The following is a 19,731-nucleotide window of genomic DNA, read 5'->3' as shown; positions in this document are numbered from 1 at the left end:
GTTAAACCAGTATGGACGGATATTTTAACAAAGCATCATCGCTTTAAGACCTATGACTATGTAGGAAACCACAGTTCTGATTTTACCGTGGGCGTGAAGAATACAGTCATTTCGAATGGAATGCGCAAGTTAAGACTACCGTTGTTTTAACAATTGATAAAAATCAGTAAGCCGGTGTGCCCAATGCGATTGGCGACCCAGCATCATACATTGGCGGCAAGGATCGTATCTCGCGGCTGGGAACCATGTTCAGAAAGAGTTTAGACAACAGGTTAAGCCAAGTTTGATTACCTCCGAGGTTTGTTTCATTTTGGCAGAGGCGCTTCAACCCGGCGAATTTCAATGATCGGGCAACGGCGGAGCCTTATTATGACAAGAAAGCGCAGATAGCAAATATATCCTGATGTGGTATCTCAAATAATCCTGCTGATAAAGTAGCCCAAATTTCTTTTTAGGCGTATACATAATATAACGCAATTGCATGTAACCGAATGATACAGGCAACTGTTTATCCGGTCTTTTAATTAAATAGAATTCTGATGCCTCCTAAAATTTTTCTTTCTTTAATTTTTTCAATCGGCTGTTTTGCAGCAAAATCTCAGCGTAGTGACAATCCCTATCAACCGGCAATATTACCGGACCGGATTATTTTAAATGTAACCCAGGATCCGTCGACTTCAATGGCTGCTAACTGGCGGACGAGTACGTTTGTGAATGAAAGTTTTGCGGAACTTGCAATCGCCGATGCGGATCCGAGGTTTGTTGAAAAGGCAACAAGAATAAAAGCGACTTCACAAAAACTGGAATTCGATGATACGCCGACTGCGATGTATCATGCTGTCATTTTTAAGGATCTTGTGCCAAATACAAAGTATGCCTACCGTGTCGGTCAGGGATCCATCTGGAGTGAATGGATACATTTTAATACGGCGGGGAAGGCGGGGGAGAAGTTTTCGTTCGTTTATTATGGCGATGTACAGACGAATATCCGGTCGATGTGGTCTCGTGTGGCAAGGGAAGCTTATGCTAAAGCACCTGATGCAAGGTTGATGATGTATGCGGGCGATTTGATCAATAAGGCGAACAGAGATGTTGAATGGGGAGACTGGTTTGAGGCTGGCGGCTTTATTCACAGTATGATTCCTGGGTTTCCTACGCCTGGAAATCATGATCATTTTGAAACACCCGAAGGCCTGAATACAACGTCGGTTTTTTGGAGACCGCAATTCACGCTTCCTGAAAATGGTCCGAAGGGTCTCGAAGAAACCTGTTACTACGCAGATATACAAGGAACAAGATTTATCTCGCTAAACTCAGACCAGGTTGAAGTATCTGACGAATATCTCGAAAAACAGCGGATATGGCTTGAAGATATTCTTAAAAATAATCCTAACAAGTGGACCTGCGTGACGTTTCATCACCCGATTTTTTCACCAAAATCAACACGGGACAATAAACGAATGCGTGAAACTTTTAAGCCCTTGTTTGATCAGTATAAAGTTGATCTGGTGTTGCAGGGGCATGACCACACTTATGCCCGCGGGATGACAAAAATTCCTATGTCCGTCAAAAACGAAGTATCCGGAACAATGTATGTTGTATCTGTGAGCGGACCAAAAATGACCGATTCAAATGTCGAAAAAAGAGACTGGAAGGATCGGTCAGCACTTTACACACAGCTTTTTCATGTCATTACGATCGACGATACTAAACTGAATTTTGAAACTTTTACCGCCACAGGAGAACTTTATGATGCTTTTGATCTGATTAAACAAAAAGGAAAGGGTAATAAAATTATAGACAAAATCCCGGCAAATGTGAAAGAGCGGCGATGAGTAACCAATGTCCCTCAGCCAGCTTGGCATATTTAAGTTACTTCGTTTTAAGCCAGGATCGTTTTGGTAGTCTGAATCCTAACTTTTCTAGACTTTCGAAAGCGTTCCTTTCAAGCTTTTAAGTTCTCCGTCAGGCGTTGTCCAGTTTGAATACACAACGCCAAGCTCATAATCCTGCACCTGGGAAACGGTATTTCCATTTTTTTCCTTCCAAGTCACCAGATAAAGCCGTGGTCTGAGTTCTGTAAGTTTTACCTGTACTGTTTCGGAGGTTTCAACAGCCTTGCCTTCAATCTCCTTAATTGAAAAACTTAAAGTTGTTTCACTTTGGAAAGTAAGAATTGCTCTTGTTTCACCAAATTGAACCTGAAAATTTTTTCCGATAATATCCATGATTATGCCGTTTAATCTTTCTCAAATTTGATAATTAAATTATCGGATTTAGAACGGTATTTGGGACTATCAGAAGGGGCATTCAGGACATTTGACTATTTTCTCATCAGCGGCCACTGCCTTGTGAATCGCATCAAAAATCATGTTCCGGTATTTTAAAAAGTGCTGTTCGAAAGGTTGGACCCCACAATTTTTAATTTTTAAAAAATCTGGATGAGCGATCATCAGAAAAATGGAAATTTCTTGAAATTTTGAATAATCTATATTATTTCGGACAAGTACAAATAATGAAAACGTATTATAAGAAAGGTTGTCAGAATTCATCCTTTATAAAAAGTTTAAAGCTTGTTCCTACCGTTTAAAAAGTATCTTTGTATAGGATACTCCTTTTTGATAGGTAAATCATATGAAAAACCAGACAGTTCAAATCAAACAGGGAGTGGTATATGCCATGGTATCCTCTCCGGATAAAGGGCAGGATCCTGAAAATCAGTTACCAGCATCCATAGAATACGCTGCAAAAGGTAATTTCGAAGTTATCGGGAAATTTATAGATTATACTTCCGCAACATCCCAGCACAGGACCCGGCACAAATTGATAATAACGGCTGCTAAAAAGAGAAAACTGGACATGGCCCAGACTGGCCGTATAGCAGCACCGACCCCCGCGCGGATAACCTGTCCGACCCAGGTACTGGTTAATGCCGTGAAAGAATTTCAAAGTACGGGTATCAATCTTATCTCCTATCAGAGGAATATTGACATTATCACGCAGAGTGATGAATTTATTTTTCATGTGATAGCTTCATTGGCACTATTTGAGAGTTCATTGACTAGTCAGAGCTTAAAAGCTGGTATGGTCAGCGCCAAGAACAGGGCAAACAATTTTCCAGACCCCATTTACATGCTGCTAACCTGCACAAATTCTTGAAATACAAAAACAGGATTGTCCATAAATGAGGTCTTTATCATAATTATCTTGTTAAGAAAAACCAACTTCAAGGCAGCGTAACGAATTTAGAAACATTATCAGTTGCGTTTGTTATAGAGGGAAATTGGCCATTGGTATATCCTTAACGTACTTTAATGGACTTTTCAAGATTTCCGGGTTTTAGTATCTACGAATCCTGCTTTCACTTCCTCTTTAATTTCGGTCAGTTGTGATTGACATTTCCTTATTAATTTTCACCTTACCCAACATTTTATGTTCACAGCAGAACCGCACCATATCATTGCAATAGGCGCTTCGGCTGGCGGCCTTGACGACCTCAACACTTTTTTTGATAATACCCCGTCTGATGGAGTATCTTACATCATCGTACAGCATTTATCGGCCCAATTTCAAAGCCATATGGTGACACTGCTTTCCAAACACAGCAAGCTTGTTGTGCAACAGGCAGGAGACGGCATGTCCATTGAAGGGAACAAGGTTTATACCATTCCAAGTGATAAAGTTATGACCGTGCGGGGACATACCTTGTATTTGACTGACAAAAAGGTTGATCGCAGCAACTATTTGACTATTAATACTTTTTTTGCATCGCTTGCAGCAGATTATGGGCCCAAGGCAATAGGTATTGTACTTTCAGGACTGGGATCTGACGGCACCGACGGTGCGAAGGCCATCAAAAAAGCCGGTGGCCTGGTAATCGCGAGGGAACCTGACGGGACTGAATTCCACTCTATGCCTGCCAACGTTATATCGACCGGAATGGTAGATTTTATTTTAGAACCCGAAGCGATGCCTGCTGTGATCGAGGACTATGTCAGACGTGAGCTGGATCTGTTGGCTTCCACTATACATGACGAAGAGTATGTCGGGGAAATCATTGAGCTTATCGGCAAAGAATTGCCTCTGGATTTTACAGATTACAAGCATTCCACCATTTTAAGAAGAATAAAAAGAAGGGTAGCGGCCAATAATTTTGGTGAGCTGGGCAGCTATATTAAATTTATCAAAACAAATCCCGCGGAGCTGGAAGTTTTAGCCAAGGACTTTTTGATCAGTGTGACCGGTTTTTTCCGGGATTCGGAATCTTATCACTTCCTGGAAAGCCAGGTAATTCCAGGTATTATTGCAGAGCTGGAAACCCAGCAGGAGATAAGAATGTGGGTGACCGGCTGCGCCACTGGGGAGGAAGCTTATTCAATAGCTATGCTGGTAAGTGAGGGGCTAGGAGATAAAGTCAACGAGCATGTGGTAAAGATCTTTGCGACCGACATAGACAGTGCTGCATTGACGCAGGCAGGAAAAGGCTTGTACAGGCCAAATACCTTGGCCAATGTATCGCCGGAGCGCCTGACTAAATTTTTTCAAGTTGAAGGTGATGATTACAGGGTGAAGCCCGCCCTGCGCAAAATGGTCATTTTTGCCCAGCATGACTTGGTCAAAAATCCACCGTACTGTAACATGCATTTTATAAGCTGTCGTAATGTGCTGATCTATATGACGCCGGCGCTTCAAAAGAAAATCTACCTGATGCTGCTTTTTGGTCTTCGCGGGCAGGGCTATCTTTTTCTGGGTTCAAGCGAGAACCCGCTTCCAATCATGGAAAGTCTGAAGGTCATCAGCAAAAAATTTAAGGTCTACAAAAATCAGGGATCTCACCATCCTATAAGGTTTGAATCATTTTCGATGCCGGAGGTTTCCTACAAAAAGCTAACCGATGCGCCACATGCAAAAGAACAAATTTATAAAGCCACAGACCGTACTATTGGTGATGCTGTGAATGAGACTGTCATGAGAGACCTGGGTCAGCTTGTAATCTGCATTGATCAAAATGAAAGGATACTAAAACTCTATGGAGATACGACAAGGTTTCTGCTTCAGAAGATCATGCCTAATGATTTTACCGAGCTGCTCTCAGGCCCGCTTGCGATCGCTTATAATGCGAATATCAATAATGTCGTTCAAAACGATAAAGGAGCTACAGTCAAAGGAATTAATATACAACAAGGTGAACAAATCATAAGTGTTACCATGTCCATTAGCCCAATGATCTATAAGGGCCGTAGCAATGGGTTTTTAGTGGTCCGGATTAACGAAGAAACTCCGAGTGAAACAACTTCGAACAATACCTTGGTATTTAACGAAGAGATCTATTTCGATCAGTACACCAAGAGTCTGGAACAACAGGTCAGGGAGCTGAAAGAAGACCGTATGGCGTCGAATGAAAGATTGTATTCGCAGGAAGAAAACATGCAGTCTTTTAACGAGGAGCTGCTGTCTGCCAATGAAGAAATGCAGAGTACGAGTGAAGAAATGCAATCAATCAATGAAGAACTGCATACCATCAACTCGGACTATCAACTTAAAAACAAAGAGCTTGCCGAGCTCAACGATGATCTCAATAACTACTTCCGGAGTAATATCAACGGACAACTTTTTTTGGATGATCAATTGCGGTTGATCAAATTCTCCCCCGGTGCGGCCAAATTAATTAATCTGCTCGACACTGATGTAGGAAGGCCCTTGAGTAACATCTCCACTAATTTTAAAGTCGAAACCATTATCGAAGATATAAGTGCTATACTCTCTGGCAACCCGGTGATCACCAAAGAAATAGAGACCAGGGATGGCCGGTGGTTCCAGGTGATGACCATGCCTTATATCAAACAGGTCAACAACAAGACTTCGGGTGCTATTATCACCTTCAATGACATCACAGAGCTTAAAACAGTCCAGCAGCAGCTCGACAAAAAAAATGAAGCCCTGATGCGGATCAATCAAGATCTGGATAATTTTGTTTATACTGCATCGCATGATTTGCTGGATCCGTTAAACACCATTGAAGGCAGCATTTCACTGATCGGTTCGATAGATACCAACGATCCGGAAATAAAAGAAATCCTACCGATTATTAACGGCTCGGTCAAAAAATTCCGTTCGCTGATCAGCGAGATTGCACAGATAGCCAAAATTGAAAACGATGCCCAGCAGGCAGAACCTGTTGATGTTGATGAATTGCTGGACAACATAGACTGGAGCCTGGCTGAGCGTATCAAATCCAGTGGGGCAATAATCAAAAGGGACGTACAGGTAAAACAAGTTGTATTCTCCAAAAAGAACCTTCGGAGCATCTTGTATAACCTGATCGCAAACGGCATTAAATACCGCGCGGAACGGCCTCCGGTCATTCATATCCGTATTACTGAGGATGGCGTCCACACCCTGCTTTGTGTAGAAGACAATGGAATGGGGATGGAAAAAGCTCATCTTGACACCATTTTTAATAAATATACCAGGCTGCATACGGATGGTGACGGTTATGGCATTGGTTTGTACCTGGCCAGTAAGATAGTCAATGCTGCTGGTGGTAGAATCACAGTTGAAAGCAAGCCGGATGCTGGAAGTAAGTTCACTATTTATTTAAACAACTGATATGGCTGCCCAACCCAGATTTATTGTCGTTATAGGTGCATCCGCTGGCGGACTGAACGCGCTGGCCGAATTGGTACAGACACTCCCGGTCGGATTAGATGCTGCCTACTGTATCGTGCTCCATTTATCTCGCAAAGGCATTGGTGAATTTGTGGTGCATCGGTTAAACAAAGTCACTTCAATGAAGTGCAGAATAGCTGTAAGTGGCGATGACATTGAGGTAGCAAATATTTATGTTGCACCTCCCAATCAGCATTTGCTGGTTAAAGACGGCAAAATTTTATTAGGTGCAGGCCCTCAGGAAAATCGCTTTCGGCCCTCAATTGATGTGTTGTTTCGTTCAGCTGCCGTGGCGTATACATCACATGCCATCGGAATTATATTAAGCGGTATGCTTGATGATGGAACTTCGGGAATGTGGGCCATCAAAAGAAGCGGCGGCGCTTGTATTGTGCAAGACCCCAATCAGGCTGAATATCCGGACATGCCGCTTTCGGTAATCAACAACATGGACGTAGACTTTGTCAGTGAGCTCGGACTAATAGGAGGGCTCCTAACTGAGCTTACCAGCTTTGGTCAGGATTCAGAGGTTCCGGTTCAAGCTCCTCAGGAGGTAATATTAGAATCTCAAATTGCAGAAAAAACGGCAGTAGGGATTGATGCGGTTGAGCAAATTGCAGACAAGAGCGTATTTGCCTGTCCAGACTGTGGCGGGAATCTGTGGGCAGTAAAAGGCGATGTAATCAACCGCTACCGGTGCCATATTGGGCATGCTTATACAGAGCAGGATCTGGTAGTCAAGCAGGCCGAAACAGCGAGCGCAACTTTGTGGGTAGCGCTTCGTATGATGGAAGAACGTAAACACCTTCTTCGTAAACTTGAAGTAGATTATGCGCAAAAAGGATACACTTCTCTATCAATGGATCATCTGGAGAGAAAAGAAGAGATGCAGCAGCATATTGACACGCTTAAAATTATTCTCGCTGATTTACAGCGTCATGAAACTTCTACTTCTTACTGATCAAACCTTATCTATAAATAAAAACGAAATCAAGGATTGATGATTTTCGCTATTCACTTTTGCTTTTCATAAGTAGTGCTATTTTTTGTAGATAAACATCTATACTGCAAAATCAATTTTATTAAGCTATTACACCCTGGAAATGTTCAGAAAGGCCGCGCGCATCAAAGAAAAAATGTTAACAAATCTCCGGATCTAAGACGGGTTGATTATTTTCAAAGAAGCGAAACAGACACCAAGGAATTGCGATGCATTTACCTGCCGGTTCGGAAATGAAATATTTGCCAGAAAAAGACTACATCATAATTACGCTTCGGATGAAGAAAGGCGCAGGCTGAAATCAGGCGAACACATGTCGGTTTTGTTCTATTTTTAAAACTGCCAGTCGGTTATTTTCGCCCTGTAAATCAAATAATTCAGCTACGATGACGCTTCCGAACTTGATTCTTATTCCGACAACTCTGGCCGCAGCGATGATCGCTGGTTTATTTTATGCCTATTCTTGTTCGGTCAATCCCGGACTTTCCAAACTTCCTGATGCAGATTATATCCGAGCAATGCAATATATCAACATTGCGATTGTTAACCCTGTTTTTCTGGCCAGTTTTCTTGGAACAATGCTTTTGTTGCCTTTTAATACGTATTTGGTATCTCAGGAAGGTTTATCAGATAGGTTCTGGCTGCTTTGTGGAGCAACTTTGCTCTATTGGACCGGGAGTTTTGGCATCACGATTTTTGGAAATATCCCGCTAAACGATGCTTTGTCAAGTTTCGATTTGTCATCTGCCTCCACCGATTTGATTTCTCAGCAGCGCGCAAAGTTTGAGCAGCCGTGGAATAGATTTCACAGGATACGGACACTTGCTTCTGTTGCGTCTTTATTACTTGTTATACTGGCTGGCGTGATTCGTAGATAATTTCTGAGAAAGTCCGGACATAGCTATTTCCTTCTATGTTACAATCTTATTTCAACATGGATTTTCCTTTATTTTGATAAATTGAGGGACTTACCCCCATGTATTTTTTAAAGGCGATAGAAAAATGCTGCGCATGTTCATAACCCAGTACATCAGCGACTTCTTCGACGCTTACCTTGAAATTCGCCAGCATTTGAGCGGCGTGTTCCATTCTTAATTTGCGTAGATAATTGAAAACGGTTGTGCCAAAAAGTACCTTAAAACCTTTTTTGACTTTGAATTCATTTAGCAGGCAAACTTTGCTAAGCTGCGTTAAGTTTAATTCCGAAAGAAAATTCGCGTCCAGATATGTTTTCAGGTGATGAAGTTTTTCCGCTTCATCATGACGGATATCTTCGTGCATAGGAGCTGGAGTACGAAACTGATCCATCTGCAAAGCCAGTAATTCGAGAATTTTCGATTGCATCAGCAAATTACGCATTGGACCGGTCTCGGTATTGAACCTGAAAGTATCGATCTGCCGCATCATATGCGGGGTGGTTTCAGGGTTTATTTTACTTCCGGAAAAAGGCCTTTCCTGACGAAGATCTTCCAGAATACGTTCGCTCCAGGCATCGCAGGTTCCCAGGCATGACACAAAAAAATCACGCTGCAAACTAATATGCAGCATTTCGACCTTTTGTGCGCCGCTTACCCGGCTCACATCTTTTCCCTCAGGTGAATAGACAAGATTATGAAAATTCGGCCGCATATTAAGCTCATGGCATAGACCCGAAAATGTTGTGTCGAGCTTGCCGCTCAAAAAGAAATTAATGTTGATCGTGTTGGTGGAATCTACGTCACGAAGCTCAAAATCGCTCAGAAGTTCAAATTGCATGTCAGTTACTTGCATGTAGGGCGTGCTAAGCTGTGAAAAATTGATTTTTCCAATAGCCGGATGATGATAAGATGGGGAGCTCGTTGCGGATCTGGATGGAATTATTTCAGACACTGATCTGGGTGTTGGCATCGCTTCAAAATCAATGATGTCAGAAGCATTAATCACAAAAGCCATAAAAACTCATTCTTTTTCTTTGTTGAAAAATGAAGTAACAATGCAAAAATAAAACTTTACAATCGCTCCAATTCGCTTTGGTATCACGAATGTCTTATTAGTTATTAACCGGTATTGGCCTGATAACCTGTATTTTAAAAAAAAATCCGTTTTGCGTACTTCATTTTCCATTTTGCGTAGGCTGACCGATTTTTCTTTGATCAACTTTGCGTCGTCAAAATCAAAGGATAAATAAAAAACAAATACTAAATCAGTTAAACAATTAATCAAAATCCAATTATTAGTCATGAAAAAGAAAATTATGCTGCTTGCAGTAACATCGGCGTTTTTAGGGAGTTGTACCGATCATGATCTGCCGGATTCTACCAGATTTAGCCTGAACACGCAGTCAGTTGCGGAATGGAAGGGTTTCTTAAAAACAGGGTATTTCAACAATGGTACTATAAAAGTAGAGAGTGATGATATCAAAGTGGAAAATGGCAAAGTGGCGGGCGGGTCATTTAAGATTCCGGTTTCATCCATCATAAACCTGAATTTGCCCACTGAGCAGATCAAGGAACAGCTGGTGCACCACCTTCAAAGCCCTGACTTTTTTAATATGGCTTTGCATCCTGATGTAACCTATGAAATTTTAAATGTTTCACCCTATTCAGGAACCGAAGAAGGAGTAGTTGCTGGTGCAAATTATCTGGTTAACGGTTCTCTAACAATACTGGGTAAAAAGAATCCGGTTTCATTTCCTGCAAAAATAGTTGTGGCGGGTGACTTGTTATCGGTGGAAGCGAATGTAAAATTCGACCGGACAAAGTGGGGGATAACTTACGCAAGTGATCCTGAGCTCGCACCAGAAAATTACATTGAGCCGCTGATCGAAGTGCATCTGCAACTGTCTGCCTCTAAAAAATAAAATGTGATTATCCGGTAGTATTCCGGATAATCCAAATCTTAACATGAGCCATGATACTTAAAATATTACAATGGACAGGGATTGCCCTGCTGTCTGTCATTGTCATACTGGCGGCCGGATACGGGCTGATTGCTACGAATATCAAAAACAGATCCTTGAAACTGTACCGTTTTGATAAGGAAGTTTTAGATATGAAATCAGATAGTATAACGCTTGCAAAGGGAAAACATCTGGTGGCTATCAAAGGCTGCCAGGATTGCCACGGCAAAGATCTTGCAGGAAAAATAATGATGGATGACGGCGCAGTCGGGATGCTGCCAGCCAGTAATCTTACTTCGGGTAAAGGCGGCCTGCCAGATAATTACGGTGACGAAGACTGGGTTGCAGCACTGCGGCACGGTATTGCTAAAAATGGAAGACCTTTGATTTTCATGCCGTCACATGAGACAACCCTATTGTCCAAAGAAGATATGGCAGCGATCATTTCTTATTGTAAAACTGTTCCGGCCGTCGACAATGAGTTGCCTTCCATTAAGCTGGGGCCGGTTGCGAATGTTATGAGTTATTTCGATAAAATGCCGCTTCTTTCGGTTGAAAAAATCGACCATTCAAAACCGATGATCGCAAGGGCAGATACAATTGTTGGTGTGAGACAGGGGGAATACCTTGCCGTTTCATGCAGCGGCTGTCACCGTGCCGACTTCAAAGGGGGCGATCCTTTGGCACCGGGCTTGCCACCTGTTCCTGATATCACAACCAGTGGAAATCCGGGTAAGTGGACGCAGCTGCAATTTATCCGGACGCTCCGGACAGGCAAAACGCCTGCCGGGCATCAGATGAGCAATGATTATATGCCCTGGCAAATGACTGCTCAATATAAGGATAGTGAGCTGGCGTCTTTGTATCAGTTTTTGCACTCAAGGTTATAAATCAGTTATGATATAATTACCTGGAAAGCCGATGAACCTGTCTGTCCCGGATAAAGTAACGTTTTTGAAAACTGCTGTTGACGCCAACGGGGAGTATAACGGCTGATATCCTGCGCTTATAAACGAAATGATGACAGTCTTGAAAAAATCTGATACTTTTTACTTTAAACCTTTGATTATAAATGGATATCTGACGGCTGTAAATTTGTTTTGTTTTAGAAATGAAGCAGTTGAAATAACAGGTTATGTGGGAATTTGCGATGGCAAAATTGAAATGCTTATTGTGAATTACATCATATGCCCGGACAGGTATTGGGAAATTTTTACTCCAATTCCTAACCGATGAACAAGGCGTTGATCGGATGGATTTTAATAAGCAGGATTCGTCCGCGCTGACGTTTTATAAAGATCGTGGGTTCGAGTTGATCATCAGGCCCGAGACAGATGTTTTCGGTAAAAAGTATCATATTTAGCATACGGCGTTGTACGAATCCTTACTCCGTTGTTTTTCGTCCCGGGCCGCGTAGGGTAAAAAAAACGAACGATAGGGAACTTTGTTACGTCATCAAAATCCAGTGTTATGAATAAGAAAGTCTGTTTTCTGATTTTTTGGTTTTTAGCGTTATGCTTTGTTGCATGCCACCTTATTGAAAGAAGAAATAATGCACACAAACCAAGATTGAAGGGCATGAAATATAGTTTCACCAATTGTATGTCAGGCGCAAAGCCGTTTAAGGAATTTGTGAAAGATGCAAGGGTGAAAAATCCGTTCAGTCAATATATTTAAATAGCGTTGTGAAAAAAAAACGAGGCGCGCTACCTTTGTTATAGAGCTGTAAGATAACCTGCTAACCAGTAATAAGACAAGGGATGGCCAGTGCAATTCTAAATACCTATGACGTTTATGATTTTAGCAGGTTACCAAATCCTCTTCGGGTAGGAGACCAGCCCTGTACGCCGCCGGAATATTATGCAAGCCATTATCATCCGCAGGTTGGATTGCTGGAATACAATAATATATCCCTCCCGCACATGCATGTGATGGACCTGCGCTGGAAAACAAATGAGGCCGTCAAGATGATTAATGATGTACCGATTGATACTGTCAATTTCAACTTTCAGCTAACGGGTCTTAATGAGATCAGATATTCGGGACTGGATTATAATCTGGATACCCGGAAGGGTGAGCATTATCTGATATATCATCCGGAAGGTGATTATTACAATAGCGTCAAGTCGAATACATATATTGAAGTTTTTCATATTAGTCTTGACCGGAAGTTTTTTGCTTCTTCCATCGGAGCGGACGATGCGTGGAGTGAAAATATTCAAAAGAGCCTGGACTTAAAGCGTGCATTTTCTGGTATTGACCGGACCTTGAAAATTACACTTGCGATGTGGAATCTGATCCGGGAAATCCAGGCAATAAAGTCTCCCGGACCTATGAGAAGCCTGTTGATTCAGTCCAAAGCGCTGGAACTGGTTGCACTACAATTGGATCAGCTTAAAGAGCCGCAGGTGAAATCTTATGACATCAGAAAAGACGATGCAGAGAAACTTCATCAGTTAAAAATATATCTGGACGCGAATTTTCTATCTGACCTGAGCCTTTCCCAACTAAGCCGCGAATTTCTTTTGAATGAGTTCAAGCTTAAAAAAGGATTTAAAATGCTATTTGGCAGCTCGGTTTTTAATTATCTTAGAAAGATCAGAATGGAATATGCTGTGAATTTGCTTCGGGATCATGCCCTCTCTGTGGACGAGGTAGCCGATATTTTGGGATATGAATATTCGCAGCACTTTTCTGCGGCTTTTAAAAATTTTATCGGTGTAAGCCCTTCGTCTTTTCATGAAAGCAAAAAGCGCTATCAGACGAATGCCTGACAACGCTTTTATTCTACTGGCAAAAGAGGATTTATTCGGTTTTGATTGCCATTAACGGATTCATTAATGCGGCTCTGAATGTCATCAGGCTTACGGCCGCGGCAACAACTAAGCAAAAAATCATGGCTACAATGGCAAAATTTGTCCATTCGATATTGATTCGGTATGCATAGCTTTGCAGCCATTTGCTTAAACTTACGTAAGCCAGCGGAAAAGCGATTACCGCCGATAATGCGGTGGCGATTAAAAATTCTTTTAGAAATAACGTCACGATACTGATACCCGAAGCACCAAGCACTTTTCTGATTCCCAGTTCTTTCGTTCGCTTAGAAACGTTAAGCGTAACCATTCCTAAAATGCCAAGCAAAACGATCACGACAGAAAGAACGGTAGCAATTCCGGATGCTTTTTTCAGCTGTAACTCCGTTTTATAAAGTTTCATCAGGCTGTCGTCCATAAATACATATTCAAAGGGAGCGTCCGGCATCAGTTCGCGCCACTTTTTTTCGATAGCGGTCATTTTGTCTGCGATATTACCCGGAACGATTTTAAATGAAAGGTATCTGTAAATACCGGCCGTCTTAGTATGCATGAACGCGAGAGGTTTAATCTGTTCATGCATGGAAGCAAAATGAAAATTTTTAATAACCCCGCCAACCATAAAGGGCGTTGGTGAGAAGTGTAGGCGAATTTGTTGTCCGATTGCGGCTTGTGCATCAATGAAGCCAAGTGCTCGGGCTGCCGATTCATTCAAGACAATTTCGTCTGCTTTATAATTTCCGTCTTTGGCAAAAAAGAAATTTCCGGCTTCCATCTTTAACTTGTAAGTATCCGCGAACTTTTCGTCGGTCGATAGTATCTGAGTATAAACCGCTGCGGTCGAATCTTGCCCCATTCTGTATATGCCATTGCTGCCGCCAAAGTTTCCATTAGGAATTTCATAGGATAAACTAACCTGCTCTACTTCCTTGAGCCGGGAAAGTTCATTACGTTTAGCTTCCATTTTGGTAACTCCTTCTGAAGTCCATTCACGCGGTGCGGCAACATACACTACCGACTCTTTGCTATAACCCAGGTCTTTGTTAAAAAAATAACTGACCTGTCTGGAGATCAGAGCAGCAGCGGAAAAAACAAATAGCGCAATTGAAAACTGCGACACAATCAGAAGTCTTCGGAACAAAATATTTTCCTTAACAGATTTTAGTTTTCCTTTGACTGACTCGATTGCCGGTAGCGAGGAAACAATGAAGGCAGGATAAATTCCAGCCAGGATTGCTGTCAGGATGGCGAAAAAAATAATTATAAATACGGAATATGGGAACAATGACAAAGCAGATTGAATTGGTTTCCCTAACATCTCAGAGAAGTAGGGACGAAATATCTCATAAAATCCAAGTGAAAAAATCAGGGCAAAAGTGGCTAAAATGAGAGATTCTGCCAGAAATTGTTTTATGAGCTGCGACTGCAAACTGCCAAGAATTTTGCGCACTCCGATTTCTTTCAATCGTGAGGATGCATTGCCAATCGAAATATTGATAAAATTAACAATCGCCATTAAGAGAATAAACAACGAAACACCAGTGAGCGTGTAGATCATCTTTCTGGCTAGTCCGTTATTTTGGTTCAGGTAAAATTCTTTTAGCGGTGTGGCATATACAGACAAATTGGTTTTAATATTTTCCGGGGTATGTGTGGCTAAAAGTCCGGCGATCGGTTTGTCAAGTTGCTCCCTTTTTATACCCTTTTTAAGTTCCAGAAACGTGACCATGTATGGATTATTCCAATTTTCTGCATCCTGCCGGCCCTGCAAACTTCCCATCGTTATAAAAATACTTGCGGGAGACTTCAGGAGATTATTCACCGAATTTTCGGGAAGCGTTTTTAAAACTGCCGTGATTTTATATTGCTGTTTTTGACCAAGGAAATTATCCAGTGAAAGGATTTCTCCGAGAACATCGGTTTTTCCAAAGTACTTGAATGCTTTTTCCTCTGTTATCACAATTGAATTGGGTTGCTGTAGTGCAGTGGCTGCATTTCCTTGCAGAAGAGGAAAACCGAACATGGTGAGCAGCGTCGAATCGCCAGCCTGAATTTCTTCTCTGAAATGTTTGTCACCATTGGAAACAGCAACCGTAATGCCGTCATAGCGATAATAATTAGCGATCAGGTCAGGATATTCTTCCTTCAAAGTTTTCCCGATAGGACCCAGTGTGGCGATCTCAGTTCCCATTGCTTCCTTTTTCCATTTACTTTGAAGAAGGAATTGTCGATCAGCATTTTTTAGGTTTTCATTAACCTTCAATTCACCCCAGACAAAACTTGCGATCAGAAATGTAAATGTCATTCCGACCGATAACCCCAGGATACTGACAAACGCAAAGAAGCGCCGTTTTATCAGATTGCGCCAGGCGATTTTAAAGTAATTGTTCAGCATGATCGGTGTAAGATAAAGTTGAAAAGAAACTTGGGGCACTTCAAAATTAACAGAACACAGTCTGGTTATCTAATCGCCCGAAGCCATTTAACGCTTTTTAACTTTTGACATTAAAACCCGATGATCCTGACAAACAAAAAGCGCAAAAACCGGAGCCGGAAGTTTGCGCTTTTTCTAATCTGATCTTAAAGTTAAAGAAGACTATAACTTCATCTGCAAGGTTACGTAAAATCCGCGGCCATCAGAGGGTAAAATTCCTGGCCCCGGATAGCCGGTAGCGCGTCTGGTAAAATACATGCTGTCGGCAAGGTTGTTCACGCTTCCTTCAATCCTGAATTTTTTGAATTCATAGGATAGGCTCACATCCATGATCGTGTAGGAAGGAATAAGTCCGACAACGCCGGTAACGCCTCCGTCGACCGCATTGGTTGCTTCGGTAAACTGGTTGGATAACTGGGTATACTGAAAGGCTGCTTTCAGATTTTTGTATCCGAGCCGCAGTCCGGATTTTATATTTATTTTCGGCACGAATTCTACTTGTTTGCCTTTTACGCCAACGATCTCACTTGCTTTATAGGTAGAGTGTATGAAGGCCACGTTAGTGAAAACAACGCCGCTAAATGGAGAATCCTGAATGAATAGTTTAAGGAAATCAGCTTCTCCGTATGACTCAATTCCCATAATGACCGCCCGCCCGACATTCCCACGCTTTCGCAGTACTCGGTCATTTTCGTCATAAAACTGGACTTCACCTATTCTGTTGTTGTAGTTCAGGTAAAATCCGCTTACATCGAAATTGTAAAGAGAAGTCTGAAAACTGCGAATACCGATGTCGAGCGAGTGACCTTTTTCATCTTTCATGTTCGGGTCAATTACCGACGAGGGGTTCGAAATCCTCATATCGCTGAACGTGATGGACCGGTAATTTTGAGAAATATTTCCGTATAGATCCAGATAAGCCGACGGTTTAAAACTTAGCCCCAAACCTGCAATAACAAACTGTCGGCCGTTTGTTCTGTATTCCTCGGTTTTGCTTATGTTGATAATATTTCCTGCCAGGTCTCTTGAAATATTTCCGTAATATCCGTCGGCAATTGTATGGATATATTCGAAGCGTATACCCGGTGTCACCGAAAATTTGTCATTCAGATACAGCACATTTTCGGCGAAAAGCGAGAGGTTTTTATTAGGGAACCGATAATCATAGGTTACCAGTCTTTCTGCATCTACAAAGTTAAAATCTGCATCCTTTCCCTTACTTCCTGTGCCTTGCAAACTGTGATTGTAACCGTGATAATATCGGGATCCAACCAGAAGAACCGAAAGCATTTTGCCTGTATAATACCGTTTCAAATAACGCGCTTCCGCACCCCAGTTTGTAAAATCTCCCTTAATCAGGTCTCTTTCGCTGTTGTCGTCAACTGTCGCAACGCGGTTCGGCCTGAAACCAAGCGAATAGCGAAATGCCGATAATGCGAATACACGAAGATTAAAATCATTCATAGGATTGAACTTGTGGTCCAGGTGAAAAGCTGCCATGTTCCAGTTCACTTTAAACCAGTTTCTTTCCCGGTTGCTTTGGCGGGGATCCTGATAAAACATGACATCCGATTGCCCTCCCGGCTGTTTAGCCAGATAGTTCATATGAGTCAGATCAATTCCTATTGTTGTTTTTTCTGAAATTTTGTAATCAATATCCGAGAAGAGTGTCACATTGTTGAAATGAGAATTAGCCCTCCAGCCATCGCCCCGTTTGTATTGTGCGAAGGCGTAATAACTAAGTTTTCCGACCGTTCCACTGGCGCTGGTGAATGAATTGTAGAATCCAAAAGAGCCCGTACTTTGCCGGACAACCAGATCCAGCTTCCGATTTTGGACGGGTTTTTTCATGATAAAATTTAAAAGTCCGCCAAACTGCGTGCCATACTGAAGCGAGGCCGCTCCGCGAACAATTTGGATCCTGCCAACTGCTTCAACAGGAGGCGTATAATAGCTTTCCGGGTAGCCAAGAGCATCAGCACTGATATCATAACCATTTTGACGGACATTAAAATTTGAGCTGCGGTTGGGATCTAACCCGCGCCCGCCGATACCCAGCTGAATTCCCGCTCCGTCGGACTCATAAATGTTCAGACCCGGAACACGCGCATAAACCTGCCGCGCATTATTCGTTGCGAGATTAGCGACAAGTTTTTCAGGAATAATTACTTCCGTTTTTTTGCCTTCATAAATACCCATATTTTCAACGCCGCGCATCGTTGAATATCCGAAATCATTTTGCTTTTCAGTGACATTTACCACTTGAAGATCCAGCTCCCGACTTTCCAGAAAAATCGATAACTCAGTAGCCCGTTCTTCCATTTTGAAAGCCTTTTGGTAAGACCGAAAGTCAGGGTGGGAGATATGCAGGATATGATTTCCCTTCGAAATATTTGAAATTTTGAATTTTCCCGATGAGTCCGTGGTCGAGTAAAAAGACCCTTTCGAAATAACAATGGTGCAGCCTGCAACCGGCAAGCCATCTTTTTGAGAAACCACAGTACCGGAAAGCTGGTTTTGGGCTAGCAGTCTGGTAAATAGTATGCTAAACAAGAATATATTATAGACCTTTAATTTCATCTTCCAGGGGAGTTATCCATAATTTGTGTTGAAAAGATTCTTTTTGCTCAGCCAAATTGACGTCAGGACTTACTAAAGGTTTTCCCAACCTGCCGTTCAGCGCAACGTAGGAATCTACGTAGATTTTGGGGTTCACAAATCCCTGTCTGGCGTAATGGTCACGCAGGATATGTGCATATTGCAAAATCATATCAGGCTGTGTCGACATCATTTTTTCCTGCAAAGTGGTCAGGAATAAGTTATTATTTATAATCAGACTTTTGCCTGAATTGTCCCGTACCTGAAATTGAGTATACCCTGCTTTTTCCATCAACATTACGCGCCAGGAAAACCGATAACCTTCCTCAGTCCAGAACAATTCTCCTGGGTAAAGCAGATAGCGAAAAGGCAGGATCATCTGGATCAGAAGTATAATGGAGAAAAAAACAAGTAGTACAGAATGTCTAAATGCAGAAAAACAATAGGTTTTCCCGGGGCTTATGAAAGTGCCCCGCAGATGGAATAATGCCGAGACCGATTTGATAATTTGCAGATGAAAATCCCAGGGAAAAAAGATCAGTGCTGCTACGATCATAATATACGGAAACATGCCGATCGGGAAAAGCACGGCTGTCAGCCCATGGAAAATCACGACGGCAAGAAATGCAAAGGGCCTGGTTTTTCTATAAGTTAGTAAAAATGGTATGGTCAGATCGTAAAGACAGCCAAACCAGCTGAACGCGAAAGGGATCCATTTATAGTCAAAAAGAAAACCAATTAACGGCATATCATTGCGGGCCGGAAGCCATATTTTTAATGGTAAAGCATTAAGGAGCCAGTCACTGTTAAGTTTTGCAAGTCCTGCATAGAAGTACAGAATTCCTACCAGAAGCTGTAAGGATATTATGCACCATGCCGGAATTTTGTCAGCCAGGATCTCTTTGCTGCGGTAAGAATCGACGGAAAAATAAACATGTGCCGGTAAGAAAATCAGCAAAAAACAAACCACACTCACAAAGTAATAATGGTTCAGATAGGTCGACTTATCGATCAGCTCAATGTATGTGAAACTCAGAAAAAGGCATGTTGATGCAAATTTGTAAAAAAGTCCAAAAGCGACCAGCAACGCGGAAATCGTACAAAGGGCAAATAAAAAGTAAGTATTTTCTCCAAGCGGTTTAACGAATTCAAAACCATAAAACGGGAAAAAGTACTTCGGTTTTATGTACAACTCGTAGATCCATCCTTTGCTCCAGAACCTCACCATGCTCAAAAAGAGCATAACGCCAAAAGCAATTCGGAAAACCGCAAGAGGAGCTGCCGAAACTGGTCTTTGTAAAAGTCTGATCATTGTTTTACCGACTGAAAGTTATCTGAA

General features: G+C 42.0%; 13 protein-coding genes. 8 read left to right on the top strand and 5 right to left on the bottom strand.

All coding sequences use genetic code 11. The features are described 5' to 3' along the window. Positions 1–539: 539 nt before the first annotated feature. Positions 540–1,835 (top strand): purple acid phosphatase family protein, encoded by a 1,296-nt coding sequence (locus tag BMY70_RS22875; protein WP_090338629.1) that lies wholly within the window; start codon positions 540–542, stop codon positions 1,833–1,835. An 87-nt stretch (positions 1,836–1,922) separates the two neighbouring features. On the opposite strand, the gene BMY70_RS22870 is transcribed toward BMY70_RS22875, so the two are convergent. Next, the gene (locus BMY70_RS22870) at positions 1,923–2,228 is read right to left on the bottom strand and encodes a MoaF-related domain-containing protein (RefSeq protein WP_090338627.1); all 306 of its coding nucleotides are present in this window, start codon (positions 2,226–2,228) and stop codon (positions 1,923–1,925) included. Positions 2,229–2,634: 406 nt separating this feature from the next. Here BMY70_RS22870 and BMY70_RS22860 point away from each other — a divergent pair, with 406 nt between their 5' ends. The 4 genes from BMY70_RS22860 (at position 2,635) to BMY70_RS22845 (ending at position 8,547) form a co-directional block, all read left to right on the top strand. Then, positions 2,635–3,159: a recombinase family protein gene (locus BMY70_RS22860; protein ID WP_090338623.1), complete on the top strand. Its 525-nt coding sequence runs from the start codon at positions 2,635–2,637 to the stop codon at positions 3,157–3,159. 273 nt (positions 3,160–3,432) lie between these two features. After that, positions 3,433–6,609, top strand: a complete 3,177-nt coding sequence (locus tag BMY70_RS22855; RefSeq protein ID WP_090338621.1) for a chemotaxis protein CheB — start codon at positions 3,433–3,435, stop codon at positions 6,607–6,609. Between the two features lies 1 nt (position 6,610). Then, complete coding sequence (locus BMY70_RS22850) at positions 6,611–7,630, top strand: chemotaxis protein CheB (RefSeq protein WP_090338619.1); 1,020 nt, start codon at positions 6,611–6,613, stop codon at positions 7,628–7,630. Positions 7,631–8,055: 425 nt separating this feature from the next. Beyond that, the gene (locus BMY70_RS22845; RefSeq protein ID WP_090338617.1) at positions 8,056–8,547 is read left to right on the top strand and encodes an anthrone oxygenase family protein; all 492 of its coding nucleotides are present in this window, start codon (positions 8,056–8,058) and stop codon (positions 8,545–8,547) included. Between the two features lie 46 nt (positions 8,548–8,593). Here the strand turns inward: BMY70_RS22845 and BMY70_RS22840 are convergent, their stop codons facing one another. Then, a complete protein-coding gene (locus BMY70_RS22840) occupies positions 8,594–9,601 on the bottom strand; it encodes a helix-turn-helix transcriptional regulator (RefSeq protein WP_090338615.1) in 1,008 nt (335 codons plus the stop codon). A gap of 286 nt (positions 9,602–9,887) precedes the next feature. On the opposite strand from BMY70_RS22840, the gene BMY70_RS22830 reads away from it, so the two are divergent. The 3 genes from BMY70_RS22830 (at position 9,888) to BMY70_RS22810 (ending at position 13,321) form a co-directional block, all read left to right on the top strand. Then, positions 9,888–10,508, top strand: a complete 621-nt coding sequence (locus BMY70_RS22830) for a YceI family protein (protein ID WP_090338609.1) — start codon at positions 9,888–9,890, stop codon at positions 10,506–10,508. A gap of 50 nt (positions 10,509–10,558) precedes the next feature. Further along, entirely contained in the window at positions 10,559–11,437 is an 879-nt protein-coding gene (locus tag BMY70_RS22825; RefSeq protein ID WP_090338608.1) for a c-type cytochrome, read from the top strand. Between the two features lie 870 nt (positions 11,438–12,307). Next, positions 12,308–13,321, top strand: coding sequence for a helix-turn-helix transcriptional regulator (locus BMY70_RS22810; RefSeq protein ID WP_090338602.1), 1,014 nt, complete (start codon positions 12,308–12,310; stop codon positions 13,319–13,321). A gap of 31 nt (positions 13,322–13,352) precedes the next feature. Here the strand turns inward: BMY70_RS22810 and BMY70_RS22805 are convergent, their stop codons facing one another. From BMY70_RS22805 to BMY70_RS22795, 3 genes are all read right to left on the bottom strand, one after another. Continuing rightward, positions 13,353–15,755, bottom strand: coding sequence for an ABC transporter permease (locus BMY70_RS22805; protein WP_090338600.1), 2,403 nt, complete (start codon positions 15,753–15,755; stop codon positions 13,353–13,355). Positions 15,756–15,956: 201 nt separating this feature from the next. Continuing rightward, complete coding sequence (locus BMY70_RS22800; RefSeq protein ID WP_090338597.1) at positions 15,957–18,374, bottom strand: TonB-dependent receptor domain-containing protein; 2,418 nt, start codon at positions 18,372–18,374, stop codon at positions 15,957–15,959. Continuing rightward, positions 18,355–19,704, bottom strand: a complete 1,350-nt coding sequence (locus BMY70_RS22795; protein WP_090338595.1) for an HTTM domain-containing protein — start codon at positions 19,702–19,704, stop codon at positions 18,355–18,357. The genes BMY70_RS22800 and BMY70_RS22795 overlap by 20 nt, the downstream gene beginning before the upstream one ends. Between the last annotated feature and the right edge of the window lie 27 nt (positions 19,705–19,731).

Origin of the sequence: Dyadobacter koreensis, from assembly GCF_900108855.1 — a bacterium.
GTDB lineage: Bacteria > Bacteroidota > Bacteroidia > Cytophagales > Spirosomataceae > Dyadobacter > Dyadobacter koreensis.
The sequence above is the reverse complement of the archived record's forward strand: the minus strand, read 5'-3'. Positions and strand labels throughout refer to the sequence as shown.